At 65.6% G+C, this 15,373-nt stretch carries 18 protein-coding genes; 12 read left to right on the top strand and 6 right to left on the bottom strand.

Annotated features, from left to right (window positions below; translation table 11 throughout):
• Positions 1–37: 37 nt before the first annotated feature.
• The 3 genes from C8J40_RS13085 to sucC form a co-directional block, all read right to left on the bottom strand.
• Positions 38–967, bottom strand: coding sequence for an electron transfer flavoprotein subunit alpha/FixB family protein (locus C8J40_RS13085; RefSeq protein WP_132897388.1), 930 nt, complete (start codon positions 965–967; stop codon positions 38–40).
• Entirely contained in the window at positions 964–1,710 is a 747-nt protein-coding gene (locus C8J40_RS13080; protein WP_056064107.1) for an electron transfer flavoprotein subunit beta/FixA family protein, read from the bottom strand. Before C8J40_RS13080 ends, C8J40_RS13085 begins: the two co-directional genes overlap by 4 nt.
• A gap of 233 nt (positions 1,711–1,943) precedes the next feature.
• Entirely contained in the window at positions 1,944–3,146 is a 1,203-nt protein-coding gene (sucC, locus tag C8J40_RS13075; protein WP_056053980.1) for an ADP-forming succinate--CoA ligase subunit beta, read from the bottom strand.
• A gap of 198 nt (positions 3,147–3,344) precedes the next feature.
• On the opposite strand from sucC, the gene C8J40_RS13070 reads away from it, so the two are divergent.
• A complete protein-coding gene (locus C8J40_RS13070; protein WP_132897387.1) occupies positions 3,345–3,875 on the top strand; it encodes a sterol desaturase family protein in 531 nt (176 codons plus the stop codon).
• Between the two features lie 44 nt (positions 3,876–3,919).
• Positions 3,920–4,249, top strand: a complete 330-nt coding sequence (locus C8J40_RS13065; RefSeq protein ID WP_055874768.1) for a PilZ domain-containing protein — start codon at positions 3,920–3,922, stop codon at positions 4,247–4,249.
• A gap of 207 nt (positions 4,250–4,456) precedes the next feature.
• Here the strand turns inward: C8J40_RS13065 and C8J40_RS13060 are convergent, their stop codons facing one another.
• Complete coding sequence (locus C8J40_RS13060) at positions 4,457–5,395, bottom strand: ribose-phosphate pyrophosphokinase (protein ID WP_132735034.1); 939 nt, start codon at positions 5,393–5,395, stop codon at positions 4,457–4,459.
• Positions 5,396–5,492: 97 nt separating this feature from the next.
• On the opposite strand from C8J40_RS13060, the gene gltX reads away from it, so the two are divergent.
• The 10 genes from gltX (at position 5,493) to C8J40_RS13010 (ending at position 13,470) form a co-directional block, all read left to right on the top strand.
• On the top strand, positions 5,493–6,818 hold the full coding sequence (gltX, locus tag C8J40_RS13055) for a glutamate--tRNA ligase (protein WP_132897386.1): 1,326 nt from the start codon (positions 5,493–5,495) through the stop codon (positions 6,816–6,818).
• Between the two features lie 513 nt (positions 6,819–7,331).
• Positions 7,332–7,997 carry an energy transducer TonB gene (locus tag C8J40_RS13050; RefSeq protein WP_132897385.1) on the top strand — a complete coding sequence of 222 codons (666 nt, stop codon included), beginning with the start codon at positions 7,332–7,334 and terminating at the stop codon, positions 7,995–7,997.
• 55 nt (positions 7,998–8,052) lie between these two features.
• Positions 8,053–8,400 carry a hypothetical protein gene (locus C8J40_RS13045; protein ID WP_132735029.1) on the top strand — a complete coding sequence of 116 codons (348 nt, stop codon included), beginning with the start codon at positions 8,053–8,055 and terminating at the stop codon, positions 8,398–8,400.
• Between the two features lie 14 nt (positions 8,401–8,414).
• The gene (gene ribD / locus C8J40_RS13040; protein ID WP_132897384.1) at positions 8,415–9,548 is read left to right on the top strand and encodes a bifunctional diaminohydroxyphosphoribosylaminopyrimidine deaminase/5-amino-6-(5-phosphoribosylamino)uracil reductase RibD; all 1,134 of its coding nucleotides are present in this window, start codon (positions 8,415–8,417) and stop codon (positions 9,546–9,548) included.
• Positions 9,548–10,159, top strand: coding sequence for a riboflavin synthase (locus tag C8J40_RS13035; RefSeq protein ID WP_132897383.1), 612 nt, complete (start codon positions 9,548–9,550; stop codon positions 10,157–10,159). The genes ribD and C8J40_RS13035 overlap by 1 nt, the downstream gene beginning before the upstream one ends.
• On the top strand, positions 10,143–11,300 hold the full coding sequence (gene ribB / locus C8J40_RS13030) for a 3,4-dihydroxy-2-butanone-4-phosphate synthase (protein WP_132897382.1): 1,158 nt from the start codon (positions 10,143–10,145) through the stop codon (positions 11,298–11,300). Before C8J40_RS13035 ends, ribB begins: the two co-directional genes overlap by 17 nt.
• A complete protein-coding gene (gene ribH / locus C8J40_RS13025; protein ID WP_132897381.1) occupies positions 11,300–11,722 on the top strand; it encodes a 6,7-dimethyl-8-ribityllumazine synthase in 423 nt (140 codons plus the stop codon). Before ribB ends, ribH begins: the two co-directional genes overlap by 1 nt.
• Before the next feature lie 9 nt (positions 11,723–11,731).
• Complete coding sequence (locus C8J40_RS13020; RefSeq protein ID WP_132897380.1) at positions 11,732–11,932, top strand: DUF4169 family protein; 201 nt, start codon at positions 11,732–11,734, stop codon at positions 11,930–11,932.
• Positions 11,933–12,231: 299 nt separating this feature from the next.
• Entirely contained in the window at positions 12,232–13,047 is an 816-nt protein-coding gene (locus C8J40_RS13015) for a DUF1206 domain-containing protein (protein ID WP_132897379.1), read from the top strand.
• A 48-nt stretch (positions 13,048–13,095) separates the two neighbouring features.
• Entirely contained in the window at positions 13,096–13,470 is a 375-nt protein-coding gene (locus C8J40_RS13010; RefSeq protein WP_132897378.1) for a hypothetical protein, read from the top strand.
• Positions 13,471–13,476: 6 nt separating this feature from the next.
• Here the strand turns inward: C8J40_RS13010 and C8J40_RS13005 are convergent, their stop codons facing one another.
• Both C8J40_RS13005 and C8J40_RS13000 read right to left on the bottom strand, forming a co-directional pair.
• Entirely contained in the window at positions 13,477–13,971 is a 495-nt protein-coding gene (locus tag C8J40_RS13005; protein ID WP_243693372.1) for a hypothetical protein, read from the bottom strand.
• A 296-nt stretch (positions 13,972–14,267) separates the two neighbouring features.
• The gene (locus tag C8J40_RS13000) at positions 14,268–15,356 is read right to left on the bottom strand and encodes an alkene reductase (RefSeq protein ID WP_132897377.1); all 1,089 of its coding nucleotides are present in this window, start codon (positions 15,354–15,356) and stop codon (positions 14,268–14,270) included.
• Positions 15,357–15,373 lie beyond the last annotated feature (17 nt).

Below are 15,373 nucleotides of genomic sequence, written 5' to 3'. Positions count from 1 at the left end.
GTTCGCAGCGGCGTGCTGGTGCACGCCTCGCTCATGCCTACAGCTTCGCCGTCAATTCCGGCACGATCTTGAACAGATCGCCGACCAGGCCGATGTCAGCGACCTGGAAGATCGGCGCGTCCTCGTCCTTGTTGATCGCGATGATGACCTTCGAGTCCTTCATCCCCGCGAGATGCTGGATCGCGCCCGAGATGCCGACCGCGACATACACTTCCGGGGCGACGATCTTGCCGGTCTGGCCGACCTGATAGTCGTTCGGCGCATAGCCGGCGTCCACGGCAGCGCGCGAGGCACCGACGCCGGCACCGAGCTTGTCCGCCAGCGGGTCGATCATCGCATGGAACTGGTCGCTCGAGGCCAGCGCACGGCCGCCCGAGACGATAATCTTCGCGCTGGTCAGCTCGGGACGCTCGTTCTTGGCGATCTCTGAGCCGGCGAAGGTCGACAGACCCTTGTCGCCGGTCGACGCGACCGCTTCGATCTCGCCCGAGCCACCCTCGGTCGCGGCCTTGGTGAACGCCGTGCCGCGCACCGTGATGACCTTCTTCACGTCGGTCGACTGCACCGTTGCGATCGCATTGCCGGCGTAGATCGGGCGCGTAAACGTGTCTTCGCTCTCGACCGACAGAATGTCGCTGATCTGCATGACGTCGAGCAACGCGGCTACGCGCGGCGCGATGTTCTTGCCGTGCGTCGTCGACGGCGCGACGAACGCATCGTGCGTGCCCATCAGCTCGACGATCAGCGGCGCGACGTTCTCGGCTAGCGCATGCGCGAACGCAGCGTCGTCCGCGACATGCACCTTGCCAACGCCAGCGATCTTCGCGGCCGCGGCAGCGACGCCGTCGACGCCCTGGCCGACGACCAGCAGATGGACTTCGCCGAGCTGCGAGGCGGCCGTGACCGCCGACAGCGTGGCATCCTTGACGGCCTGACCGTCATGTTCGACCCAGACGAGCGTCTTCACTTGGCGACTCCCATTTCCTTGAGCTTGCCGACCAACGCGTCGACATCGGCGACCTTGATCCCGGCCGAGCGCTTGGCGGGCTCGACCACCTTCAGCGTGGTCAGGCGCGGCGTCACGTCGACGCCGAAATCGGCCGGCGTCTTCTGCGCCATCGGCTTCGACTTCGCCTTCATGATGTTCGGCAGCGACGCATAACGCGGCTCGTTGAGGCGAAGATCGGTGGTGATGATCGCGGGCAGCTTCAGCGTGTCGGTCTCGGCACCGCCATCGACTTCGCGCGTCACGTTGACCGAGCCGTCGGCGATCTCGACCTTCGACGCGAACGTGCCCTGGCCCCAGTTCAGGAGGCCGGCGAGCATCTGCCCGGTCTGGTTGTTGTCGTCGTCGATCGCCTGCTTGCCGAGGATCACGAGGTCGGGTTTTTCCTCCTCGACGATCTTGGCGAGGATCTTGGCGACGCCGAGCGGCTCAACCTTGGTCTCGCTGACGACGAGGATCGCGCGGTCGGCGCCCATCGCGAGCGCGGTGCGGAGCGTTTCCTGCGATTTCTGCTCGCCGATCGAGACGACGACGATCTCGGTCACGCCCTTGTCCTTCAGGCGGATGGCCTCTTCGACTGCGATCTCGTCGAACGGATTCATGCTCATCTTGACGTTCGCCAGATCGACGCCCGTTCCGTCAGCCTTCACGCGGGGCTTCACGTTGTAGTCAAGCACACGCTTGACCGGCACCAGCACCTTCATCGGGATTCCTTCCAAGGTGGATATAGTTCGTTCGCTGACGGCGTTACCCGGCGGCGTTGGCGCGACAGATGGCTGTTTTACGTCGTTTTCGCAAGTGCGGTATGGAAACATCACCATGCCGTAGCGTCACGCCGATCCACCTGTCCGACCAGTCGTGATACCAACGAAAAAGGGCCCGGACGTTTCCGTCCAGGCCCCAATTTCGCACAATCAGTATGCGTCGTCGAAGGCGGTTAGGCCGCGACCTTCTGCACCTCTGCGACGATCTTCTTGGCTGCATCGCCAAGGTCGTTCGCGGGAACGATCGCCAGGCCGGAGTTCGCGAGGATCTCCTTGCCCTTCTCGACATTCGTGCCCTCGAGGCGGACGACCAGGGGCACCGAGAGGTTCACTTCCTTCGCCGCGGCGACGATGCCATCGGCGATGATGTCGCACTTCATGATGCCGCCGAAGATGTTGACCAGGATGCCCTTCACGTTCGGATCCGCGAGGATGATCTTGAACGCCGCCGTCACCTTCTCCTTGTTGGCGCCGCCGCCGACGTCGAGGAAGTTGGCCGGGAACATGCCGTTGAGCTTGATGATGTCCATCGTCGCCATCGCCAGACCGGCGCCGTTGACCATGCAGCCGATGTCGCCATCGAGCTTGATGTAGGCGAGGTCGTACTTCGACGCCTCGAGCTCGGCGGGATCTTCCTCGGTCTCGTCGCGCAGTTCGAGCAGGTCCTTGTGGCGGAACAGCGCGTTGCCGTCGAACGCAACCTTCGCGTCGAGCACCATCAGCTTGCCGTCGTTCGTCACCGCGAGCGGGTTGATCTCGATCTGCTCGGCATCGGTGCCCATGAACGCGTCATACAGCTTCGACGCGGTGTTCGCGGCCTGCTTGGCGAGATCGCCGGTGAGCTTCAGCGCGGCAGCGACGGCGCGGCCGTGATGCGGCATGAAGCCGGTTGCCTGGTCGATGTCGATCGACTGGATCTTCTCGGGCGTGTCGTGCGCGACCGCCTCGATGTCCATGCCGCCTTCGGTCGAGACGACCATCATCACCCGGCCGGTGGTGCGGTTGAGCGTCAGCGCGAGGTAGAATTCCTTGTCGATGTCGACGCCATCGGTGACGTACAGGCGATTGACCTGCTTGCCCGCGTCACCCGTCTGGATGGTGACGAGCGTGTTGCCGAGCATGTCGGTCGCGGCCGCACGAACCTCGTCCTCGGTCTTGGCGAGGCGGACGCCGCCCTTGGCATCGGGGCCCAATTCGACGAACTTGCCCTTGCCGCGGCCGCCGGCGTGGATCTGCGCCTTGACGACATAGAGCGGTCCGGGAAGCTTCTTCGAGGCCTCGACCGCCTCCTCGACGGTCAGTGCCGCGAAACCGGCAGGCACGGGGACGCCGAACTTGGCCAGCAGTTCCTTGGCCTGGTATTCATGGATGTTCATCGGGAAGGCTCCACGCAATTTTTAGGAAACTCGGGAATTGGTTGGGCGTAAAGCACAGGGCGACCAGCAAATCCACCCTTAAGGCATTTGCAGTTGCGTCTCGTTCGCAATAGAGGCGTATCGAGGCTGAGTTGATCTGGTTTTCTCTGGGACTATTCGCCTTTTGCCGTCGCGCCTTACCGCCCCTGTATGCACGGCATGGCGATCTGGCTCGGCATCCTCCTGTTCCTCGGCACCGTGATCGGCATGGAGGCGTTCGCCTATGCCGCGCACCGCTGGGTCATGCACGGTTTCGGCTGGTTCCTGCATGAGAGCCACCACCGCGCCCGCCACGGCAATTGGGAGCTGAACGACCTCTACGCGGCGATCTTCGCGGTGCCGTCGTTCGTGCTGCTGCTCGGCGGCGTGCAGCTCGGCTGGTGGCCGGGGTTCGCGTGGATCGGCGCGGGAATCGCGGCCTATGGCGCGATCTATTTCGGGTTCCATGACGTGATCGTGCACCAGCGCATTCCGACCCGGTATCTGCCCAAGTCGAAATACATGAAGCGGATCGTCCAGGCGCACCGGCTCCACCACGTCGTCGAGACGAAGGAGGGCAATGTCAGCTTCGGCTTTCTGGTTGCACCCAAGCCCGAGGATCTGAAGGCCGAACTCAAGCGGCGATCGCGTGAGGGGATTCGCGCGCCGGCCCGGTCACGGGCGGCTGCATCCCAAGCTGCCGAATCGTAGGGCGTTTGGAGAATAGTAACCACTTGGGGAGCAGTGTCCCGGACATGACACAGCCCGTCCCCATCCCTCCCGCCGAACCGAAGGGCGAGGAACTCCGCCAGGCGCTACGCAAGGCCGTCAAGATGCGCGCGCACCTGCGCGATCGGGGCCAGACGCGATTCGAAATCGAGGTGACCGACCTGTCGCTTTCGGGATTTCGCGCGGAGACTAGCTTTACGTTGTGGCCGGGGACCGTGGTGTGGCTAACGCTGCCGGGTCTGGCGGCGCTGGAGGCGGTGGTCGCGTGGCGTGACAAGTTCAAATATGGCTGCGCATTCGCCAAGCCGCTGCACCCTGCGGTGTTCGATCACATCGTTGCGCTGAGCCAGCGATAGGACGCTAGCTTGTTCTCCTGCGAACGCAGGAGCCCAGAATTACTCCGCCCCGGCTTTGGTTACCCTGAATTCCGCGTCCGCAGGAAAACAGCTAGGGACGTCGGCAAAGCCGTCGTCGGTCGGTTCGGTGTTCCCGAACCGCCGGCCGATCCGGACGCTGCTCGCTATCGAGCACCGGCGCGGACGTTGCCGCGCCTGCGTCCGTCTTCAGTCGAACAAACTCGACACGCTCGTCTCATCCGCGATCCGCTTGATCGCCTCGCCCAGCAGAGGCGCGATCTGCAAGTGGCGGATCTTGCCGTGTGCGCCCTTGATGACGTCGTGGTTGCCGATCGAGTCGGTGATCACCAATTCGCGCAGCTCCGAGCCCTCGACTCGCGCCACCGCGCCGCCCGACAGCACGCCGTGCGTCACGTAAGCCACGACGTCCTCCGCGCCCGCTTCCTTCAACGCCGCCGCCGCATTGCAGAGCGTGCCCGCCGAATCGACGATATCGTCGATCAGGATGCAGAACCGCCCCTCGACCTCGCCGATGATGTTCATCACCTCCGACTCACCCGCACGCTCGCGGCGCTTGTCGACGATCGCGAGCGGCGCGTTGTCGAGTCGTTTGGCGAGCACGCGCGCACGGACCACGCCGCCGACGTCGGGCGAAACCACCATCAGGTTCTTGCCCTTGAACCGCGCGAGGATGTCCGCCGACATCACCGGGGCAGCATAGAGATTGTCGGTCGGGATATCGAAGAATCCCTGGATCTGGCCGGCATGCAAATCGACCGATAACACGCGGTTCGCGCCGGCGACGGTGATCAGGTTGGCGACCAGCTTGGCCGAGATCGGCGTACGCGGGCCCGGCTTCCGGTCCTGCCGCGCATAGCCCATATACGGGATCACCGCGGTGATGCGGCGCGCCGACGCACGCTTTAGCGCGTCGATCATGATCAGCAATTCCATGAGATTGTCGTTGGCGGGATAGCCGGTGGACTGGATCACGAACACGTCCTCGCCGCGGACATTCTCGTTGATCTCGACGAAGACCTCCTCGTCCGCGAACCGCCGCACGCTGACGTCGGTCAGCGGAATCTCGAGATAGGCGGAGATTTCCTGCGCCAGCGGCAGGTTCGAATTGCCGGTCATCAGTTTCATGAAGCTATTTCCCGCTCGATATTCCGCACCCCTTAGGCGCAGCTTTCCGTTGGTGGAAGGGTTTGCCCGTCGCCGCGCCGCTCCGTACAGCGGCGGGATGACCGTGATCACTCGTTTCGCCCCCTCGCCCACCGGCCGCCTGCATGTCGGCAACATCCGCACCGCGCTCCACAACTGGATGTTCGCGCGGGCCAATGGCGGCAAGTTCGTGCTCAGGATCGACGACACCGATCCCGAACGTAGCGAAGAGCGCTTCGTCGACGCGATCCGCGCCGATCTCGACTGGCTCGGGATGACGCCCGACGCGGAGGAGCGGCAGTCGGCGCGGTTCGCGCTGTACGAGGCGCGGTTCGCGGCGCTGGTCGCGAGCGGGCATGTTTATCCCGCGTACGAGACGACGCAGGAGCTCGATCTGAAGCGGAAGATCCAGGCCGGGCGCGGATTGCCGCCGATCTACGATCGCGCTGCGTTGGCATTGACCGAAGAGGCCCGCGCTAAGCTGGAAGCGGACGGCGTAAAGCCGCACTGGCGGTTCAAGCTCGATCACGACTCGGCGATCGCGTGGGACGATTTGATCCGGGGCGCGGCGCATTTCGAGGCGAAGACGATGAGCGATCCGGTCATCCGGCGCGCGGAAGGGTCGTGGCTGTATATGCTGCCATCGGCGATCGACGATGCCGAGATGGGCGTGACGCACGTCGTGCGCGGCGAGGATCACGTGTCGAACACCGCTCTCCAGTTGCAGATGTTCGCAGCGCTCGGCGTGACGCCGCCGCGGTTCGCGCATGAGGCGTTGCTGACGGGGGCGGAGGGCAAGCTGTCGAAGCGGCTTGGCTCGCTCGGCGTCGATCATTTCCGCGAGGTCGGGATCGAACCGCAGGCGGTGCGCGCGCTGCTGGCGCGGATCGGGACGAGCGACCCGGTCGAGCCGATCGCCGACGCCGCGCCGCTGATCGCGGGCTTCGACTTTGCGCGGTTCGGGCGCGCGCCAGCGCGGTTCGACGAGGCGGAATTGTCGGCGCTGAACGCGCGGATTTTACACGCGCTGCCGTTCGAAGCGGTGGCTGAGCGGTTGCCCGAGGGGATGAATGTGGCGGCCTGGGAGGCGGTGCGGCCGAACCTCGTGACGCTGGCGGATGCGGCGGATTGGTGGAGGGTGATCGAGGGACCGATCGTGGTCGAGGGCGACGTGGAGGCCGAGTATCTCGATCAGGCGCTGACAGCGGCGGGGGAGATCGATTGGTCGAGCGACCCTTGGCACGCGCTGACTGCGCGGCTGAAGGCGGAGACCGAGCGGAAGGGCAAGGCGCTGTTCCTGCCGTTGCGCCGTGCGCTGACCGGGCGCGATCATGGGCCGGACATGGCGGCCTTGCTGCCGTTGATCGGGCGCGAGCGGGCTTTGGAGCGACTCGCAGCGCGGTGATCTCGCGGTCACCGACAAAGTTCGACCCGTAAAAAGCATGTTCTCCCGCGAAGGCGGGAGTCCAGTCTGGGCTCCCGCCTTCGCGGGAGAACAAGAAGGGGCGGGCCGGCGGTCGATCCGAGCGAATCGGATCATCCCTCGTCGCGATAGGGAAGCCCCACCCCTTCCCAAGCACCACCCCGGCGAAGGCCGGGGCCCAGTTGGAAAGGTCGCAGTAACGAAGCGCCGGCTTCAGTTAGCAACGTCCCCCAACTGGGCCCCGGCCTCCGCCGGGGTGGTGGATGTATCGACGATAGGTGCTGCCCAACTGGCCGAACCCGCACGTCAGACCTGTCCGTCGTGTCCGTCGTGTCCGTCGTGTCGCGGACGTCACTGGCGCCGATCAGACGCCGATTCGAAAGCACCCGCCTCGCCCCCCCCAACCCCCTTGCCTCTGAAATGTAATGATGTACCATCCCAAACGGCGGTACCTATCTCGCCGCCATCCTCAAGGAGAAACAGGGGAGACGGACCATGTACGCGGATCGACCAAACCGGACGGGCGGATTCAATCCCGGGAGCCTCGGCGTCGCGCTGGCTATCAACTGCGCGGTGATCGGAGCCTTGTTCTTCGCGGCGCCTAACGTGCTGCCGTTCGTGCCCGACAAACCGCTCATAACCTATGTGCCGTACACTCCGCCGCCGCCACCCGAACCGGTGCCGCCCGCCGACCCGCTGATCCGCCAGCAACCGCGTCCCGCCCCACGTCCTGATGCGCCGATCACAATAGTGCAGATACCGCAAACCGACGGCTTCACGGTCGCCCCCGATCCGCTCCCCTACACGCTGCCGATCGGCATCGAAGGCACCGGAACAGGCACCGTCACGGTCGATCCGCCAAAGCCTGCCCCCGTGTTCGTCCAGCCGGGCATCGACCCACGCTACGCCGCCGATTTCCAGCCGAGCTATCCATCCGAGGAACGCCGCGCCGAACGCGAGGGTCGCGTCGTCGTCCGCGTGCTCGTCGGCACCGACGGCCGGGTGAAACAGGTCGAGCGGGTCAGCGCGACGACCGACACCTTCTACCGCGCGACGCTGGAGCGGGCGCTGGCGAAGTGGCGGTTCAAGCCCGCGACGCGCGACGGCGTTCCGGTCGAGGCATGGCGATCGATGGCGCTGACGTTTGTCCTCCAGAACTAAAGCTTAAGGGGGGCGGGGCTGGCCTAGCCGGCTCCGTCCCCCTATCTTGGCGCGCATGGGCTTTTTCAGTCGCTTCACGCCGATCGTCGCCTATCGCGACCTGCGGCTTTTCCTCAGCCAGCGCCGGCCGTACGAACTCATCTTTCTCGTGGCCGCGCTCGGCGTCACCAGCTTCCTGATCTACGCGTTCATGAAGGATTCGTACGTCGAGAAGGAATATCGCCCGAAGATCATCTATGTCGAGCAATGGCCCGCGGATCGCACCGACGCGCAGATCGTCGCGCAGCAAAAGATCGACGCGCCGATCAAGGCCAAGGCGCTCGCCGAGCAGAAGGCCCGCGAGGATGCGCAGCGCGCCTCGTTCAAGCGACTCGACGACAAGCTCAAGGCGATGGGAATCTGACCGACTCGCGCTGGATGGGGGCTGCACTGGCGCTCGCCGAGCGCGGTCGCGGCAGGACGGCGCCCAACCCCAATGTCGGCTGCGTGATCGCGCGCGACGGGCGCGTCGTTGGACGCGGCTGGACGCAGCCGGGTGGTCGTCCGCATGCCGAGGCAATGGCGCTGGCCGAGGCCGGTGCGAACGCACAGGGGGCCACGGCTTACGTCACGCTCGAGCCCTGCGCGCATCAATCGTCACGCGGGACGGCCTGCAGCGAGCTTCTGATCGAGGCTGGCGTTGCGCGCGTTGTCGCAGCGCTTGAGGATCTCGACGCTCGAACGTCCGGCCAGGGGTTCGCGCGGCTTCAGGCGGCAGGCATCATCGTCACGCGCGGCATTCGCTCGGACGAGGCCCGTCGTTCGATGGCGGGGTTCCTGACGCGGCAGGCACTCGGCCGCCCCCATGTCACCTTGAAGCTGGCCACCTCGCTCGACGGCTGTATCGCGATGGCGGACGGATCGAGTCGCTGGATCACCGGCCCGGAGGCGCGGGCGCACGCCCATCTCGAACGGAGTCGGCACGAAGCGATTCTCGTCGGGCGCGGCACGTACGAGGCCGACGCACCGCGACTCGACGTGCGATTGCCGGGCTTGGAAGAGCGCGCGCCGAAGCGCGTACTCCTGTCGACCAAGCTTACCGTTTCCCCCTCCCCCTCCCCCCGTCATTCCAGCGAAAGCTGGAATATCCCCGTTGCCGGCCACGACGGAGCCTCACGGGGAGACCCCAGCTTTCGCTGGGGTGACGGAATTGGGGCGGGTGACGAAATAACGGTTGCAGACGGAATGATCGTGGAGCGAGGAGTTGGAGCAGATGGCCACGCAAATTGGACCGTCATCCCCTCCCCTTCCGACATCGCCACCCTCCCCAATACCGACCACATCCTCGTCGAAGGCGGCGCGGCCGTAGCGTCGGCGTTCCTGTCCGCGGACTTGGTCGACCGTATCCTCCTCTACCGTGCACCGATCCTGATCGGCGGCGGCAAGCACGCACTCCGCGAAATCGGCCTCACCGACCTGACCGAAGCGCATGGTCGCTGGGCGGTCGTCGATGCGCGGCAACTTGGCATGGACAGGCTCGAGGTCTACGAGCGCGAACGAAACGAGGCATAATGTTCACCGGAATCGTCACCGATATAGGCACCGTTACGCGAGTGGAGTCGCCAGGCGATACCCGCGTCGTCGTCGCGACCGCCTATGATACCGCCACCGTCGATCTCGGCGCGTCGATCTCCTGCTCGGGCGTCTGCCTGACTGTCGTCGATAAAGGCCCCAACTGGTTCGCGGTCGACGTCTCCGGCGAGACGATCAGCCGCACCGCCAAGGACCAGTGGACCGAAGGCCGGAAGTTCAACCTCGAACGCGCGATGAAGCTCGGCGACGAACTCGGCGGTCACATCGTCACGGGCCATGTCGACGGCCTCGGCACCGTCGTCGCGGTCAGTGAGGAAGGCGGCTCGCACCGCGTCACGATCCGTGCCGGCGCCGACATCGCGCCGTTCATCGCGCCCAAGGGTTCGGTCACCGTCGACGGCGTCTCGCTCACCGTGAACACCGTTCAGGACATCGATGGAGAGGTCGAGTTCGGCCTCAACATCATCCCGCATACCTGGAGCGTCACCACGCTCGGAACGATCCACGTGGAACAGTCGGTCAACATCGAGATCGACGTCCTCGCCCGCTATCTCCAACGCATGGAACATTACCGTGTCAAAGCCAGCTGAACTCGCCCGTCTGAAGCACGGTTATCTTTCCAGCCCCGAAGAGATCATCGATGAAGCGCGTAACGGCCGGATGTTCATCCTGGTCGATGACGAGGACCGCGAGAACGAGGGCGATCTGGTCATCCCCGCGCAGATGGCGACGCCCGAGAAGATCAACTTCATGGCCAAATACGGCCGTGGCCTGATCTGCCTCGCGCTGACCCGCGACCGCACCGAGGAGCTCGGGCTCGAACTGATGAGCCGCAACAACGGCACCCGGCACGAAACCGCGTTCACCGTGTCGATTGAGGCGCTCGAAGGCGTCACCACCGGCATCTCGGCGGCGGATCGCGCGCGCACCATCGCGGTGGCGGTCGATGCGACCAAGGGCAAGCCGGACATCGTCACCCCCGGCCATGTCTTCCCGCTGGTCGCGCGCGACGGCGGCGTGCTGATCCGCGCTGGCCATACCGAGGCGGCGGTCGACGTCGCGCGGCTTGCCGGGCTAAACCCCTCGGGCGTGATCTGCGAGATCATGAACGAGGACGGCACGATGGCGCGGATGGACGACCTCGTCACCTTCGCGCAGTTCCACAACGTCAAGATCGGCACGATCCGCGACCTGATCGCCTATCGCCGCCGCTACGATCACCTCGTCGAGAAGCGCGCCGAAGCCAAGTTCACGTCCGAATGGGGCGGCGACTGGACCGCGCTGACGTTCTGGAACAAGGCGACCGGCACCGAGCAGGTCGCGCTCGTGAAGGGCAAGATCGACCCGGCCAAGCCGACGCTCGTCCGCATGCACGCGCTGTCGCCCTTCGCGGACATCTTCGGCGAATCGGGCGATCGCGGCCGTATCCTCGCGCGCTCGATGCAGATGATCGCGGACGAGGGCGCGGGCGTGATCGTCGTCATCAACCGCCCCCGCAGCAACACCTTCACGTCCGCCGTGATGAAGAAGGCAGGTGCGGAGATCACCCCGGACATGGAGGAACTGCGCGACTACGGCGTCGGCGCGATGATCCTGACCGAGCTCGGCGTCCACGACATGGTGCTGATCACCAACACGCATCACACGCTGGTCGGGCTCGACGGCTATGGGCTGTCGATCGTCGGCGAGCGGCGGATTGCTTCCCTGGATACTGAAAAGAGCTCCAACTAATGGCCCTTCTCCTCATCGTCGAAGCGCGCTTCTACGATCACCTTAACGACCTCCTCGTCGAAGGGGCGAAGGCGGCGATCGAAGCGGCCGGCCACACCCACGAGACGATCACCGTGCCCGGCGCACTCGAGGTCCCCGGCGCGATCGCGCTGGCAGCCGAGAGCGAGACGTTCGACGCGTATGTCGCGCTCGGCGTCGTGATCCGCGGCGAGACCTATCATTTCGAGATCGTCGCGGGCGAGAGCGCACGCGGGATCATGCAGCTGACGATGGACGGCTTGGCCGTCGGCAACGGCATCCTGACGACCGAGAACGAGGCGCAGGCGCTTACGCGCGCGCGTCCGACCGAGGGCGACAAGGGTGGTGGTGCGGCGAACGCGGCGCTGGCAATGCTGGCGTTGAAGGACCGATTCATCGCGTGAGATGGGCGCGTGGGTGAGGTAATCAACCTTCGGCTTGCACGGAAGCAGCGGGCTCGGTCCGATGCCGCGGTGCGCGCGGATCGGAACCGGCGGGTGTTTGGACGGACGGCCGCGGAGAAGGCAGCGGAAGCGGCTGTGAAGGCTCGGATGGACAGGACGCTGGATGATGCAAAGCTAGAAAGCCCCGCACCCGACAAACCTCCGGAATAACCTCAACGTCACCCTTCCCCTGACTAAGGATGAGCGTGGTACTCAGCGTTGTCCCTCGTAATTCTCTTCGCGAACGCCGCGTCTGCGATCCTCCCCCGCCAGGGGGAGGATCGTTTGAGTGGCGTCGTGCGGCACGATGCCCTTCCTTGTTCTCCCGCGAAGGCGGGAGCCCAGTCTGGATCCCCGCCCTCGCGGGGAGACAAATCCTAGGATAGCGGCCGACGCCACACTCTCCGCCGCCCCACCGCAGGAACGTCGCGACCCCCGCGCCGTTATGCCCCCGTAACAAAGGGGCGATCATGATTTCGGATGCGAATGCGACGCTGCTCGCCAAGCTCGGCTTTGCCGCGCGCGGGGTGGTCTATATCCTCGTCGGATGGTTCGCGATCGATGCGGCGCTGCACGGTGGCGAGATCGCCGACAACCAGGGTGCGATCGGATCGATGGCGGGCGGGCCGCTCGGCCCCGTACTGCTGGCGATCGTCGCGGCGGGGCTGCTCGGCTACGCGATCTGGCGGTTGACCGAAGCCGCAGCGAACCCGGAGCAGATCACCCGCGATGCCAAGGGAAGTCTCAGGCGGATCGGCCATGTTGTCAGCGGCATCACGCACTTGATACTCGCCTGGACTGCGGCCCGGCTCGCACTCGATCTGGGCAAGGGCAAGATTGCCGTCTCGCCTGGCGACGAGAGCGCACGCGACTGGACCGCGTTGCTGCTCGACCAGCCCGCCGGCCGTATCCTGGTCGGCGCGGTCGCGATCGGGATCCTCGTCGCCGCATTCCAGCAGGCGCAGAAGGCCTGGCGCGGCAACTTCATCCACGATTTGCGCGGCGATGCCCCCGCCCCCGGCTATGTCTGCACGATGGGCCGGATCGGCTACGGCGCACGCGCGCTCGTGTTCCTGATCGTCGCAGGGCTGTTTGGCCTCGCCGCCTGGACCGCGCATGCCAGCGACGCAGGCGGCGTGGCGGAGGCTTTGGAACGACTACAATCGCAACCGGGCGGCAAGTGGCTGCTCATGCTGACCGGGATCGGTCTGGCGCTGTTCGGCGCATACAGCCTGATCGAGGCACGCTTTCGCCGGCTCCACGTCGACCTGCCGGGCACCGATTGAACCGAACGACAGCATATCGTTAAGATGCGGCGCTTAACGAAGATCAGTATGTACACGATTACCTTCGACGTTCCGACCAAGACGCTCACCATTGTTACCGAAGGGTTCTGGTCGCTAGCGACGACTGCGGCATTCTCCGCCGAGCTGCTCGCGCGGGGCACCGCTGCTCGCCTGTATCACGGCCGGTTCGTCGTGCTCGCCGACCTGCGCAAGGCGGCGATCCAGCCGTTGAAGGTGGTCGATGCGCTCGAAGCGATGATGCCCAAGGCGCTCAAGGTGACGTCCGCGCCGATCGCGGCAGTGGTGGCGTCGCATTTGGCCAAGCTCCAGACCGAACGCTATCTGAAAGCCGAGAACTGCCGGACCTTCCTCGACATCGACGAGGCAAAGGCCTGGCTTGCGGGTGATAGCCACGCCGCCTGACGGGCTTCAGTCCTGCGGTGCGGTCTCGAGCAACGCCGCCTCGACCTCTTCGATCGTGATGCCGAATGCGCCGGCAAGCCCCGACAAGGACGCGCCACGATCGGCTAACGTGCGGATCCGCGCAGTGTCGACGATAGTCTTGTAGCTGCGCGTGTCGCGGTCGGTCTTCGACTCCTCGCCGCTGCGCGCGAGCGCGCCCGAACGGCGGCGTTTGGAGATCTTCAGCGCCTCGACGTCGTTGGTCGGCGGCGCATCGAGCCGCGCTTTGATCCGCTGATCCTCCTCGATCCGCCGGCTTTCGCGGGCGCGTTCGCGCTCCTGGGACTGGAGGTCACGCTGGGCGGCTCGCGATTCGGATCGCTGTTCGGACGCGGCCAGCCGCTCCTTCGCGCGCTGCTCGCGGCCGTTGGCGCGCTCCTCCGCCCGCTTTGCGGCCCGGTCGGCGGTGCCGGGCATGAGCGGGCCCGTTCCCCTGCCGCCGCTCGGCCAGCCGTCGGTCATTGCATATCCTGTCGTCACCGATGCGCCGTACGACGCGGAGGCGCGCTGCTAGGCGATGGCAGCACCGGTGACTAGGGGCTCCACGTCGTCACCCGACCATCCGCCCCCTCGCCGTCACCCCCCCGCCGTCATCCCAGCGAAAGCTGGGATCTCACCGTGGGGCGAACGTCGCGAACCACGAGGGATACCCCAGCTTTCGCTGGGGTGACGGTTTTGGGAAGGCTGTCGGAGTAAGGTGCCTTAGTAAGTTGGCGGAGCAAGGCGGCCAAGCAAGGCCGCGACTTGGAGCGGACGGGTTACGCGTTCGCAGTTTCCAGCGCAGGGTAGTCGATATAGCCCTCGGGGCCCTGGCTGTACCACGTCTTCGCATCGTCCTTCGCAAGCGGGGCGCCGGTGCGCAGGCGCTCGGGCAGGTCCGGGTTCGCGATGAACGTGCGACCGAAGGTGATCGCATCGGCATTGCCCGAATCGAGCTCGGCCTGCGCCTCCTCGACCGTCGTGTAGTCCGAGTTGACGATCAGCACGCCCTTGAAGACTTTCCGGATCGCCGGGCTGAGCTTGGGCACGTCGGTCTTGCCGAACGTACCGTCGGGGCCGGGCTCGCGCAGTTCGAGGAACGCGATGCCGAGGTCGGATAGCGCCTTGGCGGCGGCGGTGAACAGCGGCTCGGGGTTGCTGTCGTCGACACCCTGCGAATCACCGTTCGGCGACAGGCGGACGCTGGTGCGGTCAGCTCCTGCGACCGAGATCACGCGCTCGGCGACCTCGCGGAGCAGGCGAACGCGGTTCTCGATCGAGCCGCCATATTCGTCGGTGCGGAAATTGGCGTTGTCGCGCAGGAACTGGTCGATCAGATAGCCATTCGCCGCGTGGATCTGCACGCCGTCAAAGCCGGCCGCGAGTGCGTTCCTGGTCGCCAGCTCGTAGTCGGCCAGCAGGCGCGGGATCTCGTTGGTCTCGAGCGGACGCGCGACCTCGAAATCCTTCTTGCCCTCGAACGTGTGCGCCTGGCCTTCGGTCGCGGTTGCCGACGACGACACGGGCTGCGTCTCGTACACCGACGAATGGCCCTGGCGACCCATGTGCCATAGCTGCGCGACGATCCGGCCGCCAGCGGCGTGGACCGAGTCGGTGACGGGCTTCCACGCGGCGACCTGCGCGTCGGTCCACAGACCCGGCGCGAACGGCCAGCCGAGGCCTTCGCGGCTGATGCCGGTGGCTTCCGAGATGATCAGGCCGGCGCTCGCCCGCTGCGTATAATACTCGACCATCATGTCGGTCGGAACGGCATCCTTGTCGGCACGCCCACGCGTGAGCGGCGCCATGATGATGCGGTTCGGCGCGTCGACGGCGCCAAGGGTAATCGGATCGAATAGGCTAGGCATGGAAGCTCCTTATTGGC

Source organism: Sphingomonas sp. PP-CC-3A-396 (assembly GCF_004343105.1).
Lineage (GTDB): Bacteria > Pseudomonadota > Alphaproteobacteria > Sphingomonadales > Sphingomonadaceae > Sphingomonas.
The sequence above is the reverse complement of the archived record's forward strand: the minus strand, read 5'-3'. Positions and strand labels throughout refer to the sequence as shown.

What these genes read in the sequence shown, in the direction of transcription:
- C8J40_RS13050 (WP_132897385.1), top strand. Translation starts at nt 7,332, where the DNA reads ATGTACGCGGATCGACCAAACCGGACGGGCGGATTCAATCCCGGGAGC.
- C8J40_RS13070 (WP_132897387.1), top strand. Translation starts at nt 3,345, where the DNA reads ATGGCGATCTGGCTCGGCATCCTCCTGTTCCTCGGCACCGTGATCGGC.
- gltX (WP_132897386.1), top strand. Translation starts at nt 5,493, where the DNA reads ATGACCGTGATCACTCGTTTCGCCCCCTCGCCCACCGGCCGCCTGCAT.
- C8J40_RS13010 (WP_132897378.1), top strand. Translation starts at nt 13,096, where the DNA reads ATGTACACGATTACCTTCGACGTTCCGACCAAGACGCTCACCATTGTT.
- ribH (WP_132897381.1), top strand. Translation starts at nt 11,300, where the DNA reads ATGGCCCTTCTCCTCATCGTCGAAGCGCGCTTCTACGATCACCTTAAC.
- ribD (WP_132897384.1), top strand. Translation starts at nt 8,415, where the DNA reads ATGGGGGCTGCACTGGCGCTCGCCGAGCGCGGTCGCGGCAGGACGGCG.
- C8J40_RS13080 (WP_056064107.1), bottom strand. Translation starts at nt 1,710, where the DNA reads ATGAAGGTGCTGGTGCCGGTCAAGCGTGTGCTTGACTACAACGTGAAG.
- C8J40_RS13005 (WP_243693372.1), bottom strand. Translation starts at nt 13,971, where the DNA reads ATGACCGACGGCTGGCCGAGCGGCGGCAGGGGAACGGGCCCGCTCATG.
- C8J40_RS13035 (WP_132897383.1), top strand. Translation starts at nt 9,548, where the DNA reads ATGTTCACCGGAATCGTCACCGATATAGGCACCGTTACGCGAGTGGAG.
- sucC (WP_056053980.1), bottom strand. Translation starts at nt 3,146, where the DNA reads ATGAACATCCATGAATACCAGGCCAAGGAACTGCTGGCCAAGTTCGGC.
- C8J40_RS13015 (WP_132897379.1), top strand. Translation starts at nt 12,232, where the DNA reads ATGATTTCGGATGCGAATGCGACGCTGCTCGCCAAGCTCGGCTTTGCC.
- C8J40_RS13045 (WP_132735029.1), top strand. Translation starts at nt 8,053, where the DNA reads ATGGGCTTTTTCAGTCGCTTCACGCCGATCGTCGCCTATCGCGACCTG.
- C8J40_RS13000 (WP_132897377.1), bottom strand. Translation starts at nt 15,356, where the DNA reads ATGCCTAGCCTATTCGATCCGATTACCCTTGGCGCCGTCGACGCGCCG.
- C8J40_RS13060 (WP_132735034.1), bottom strand. Translation starts at nt 5,395, where the DNA reads ATGAAACTGATGACCGGCAATTCGAACCTGCCGCTGGCGCAGGAAATC.
- C8J40_RS13065 (WP_055874768.1), top strand. Translation starts at nt 3,920, where the DNA reads ATGACACAGCCCGTCCCCATCCCTCCCGCCGAACCGAAGGGCGAGGAA.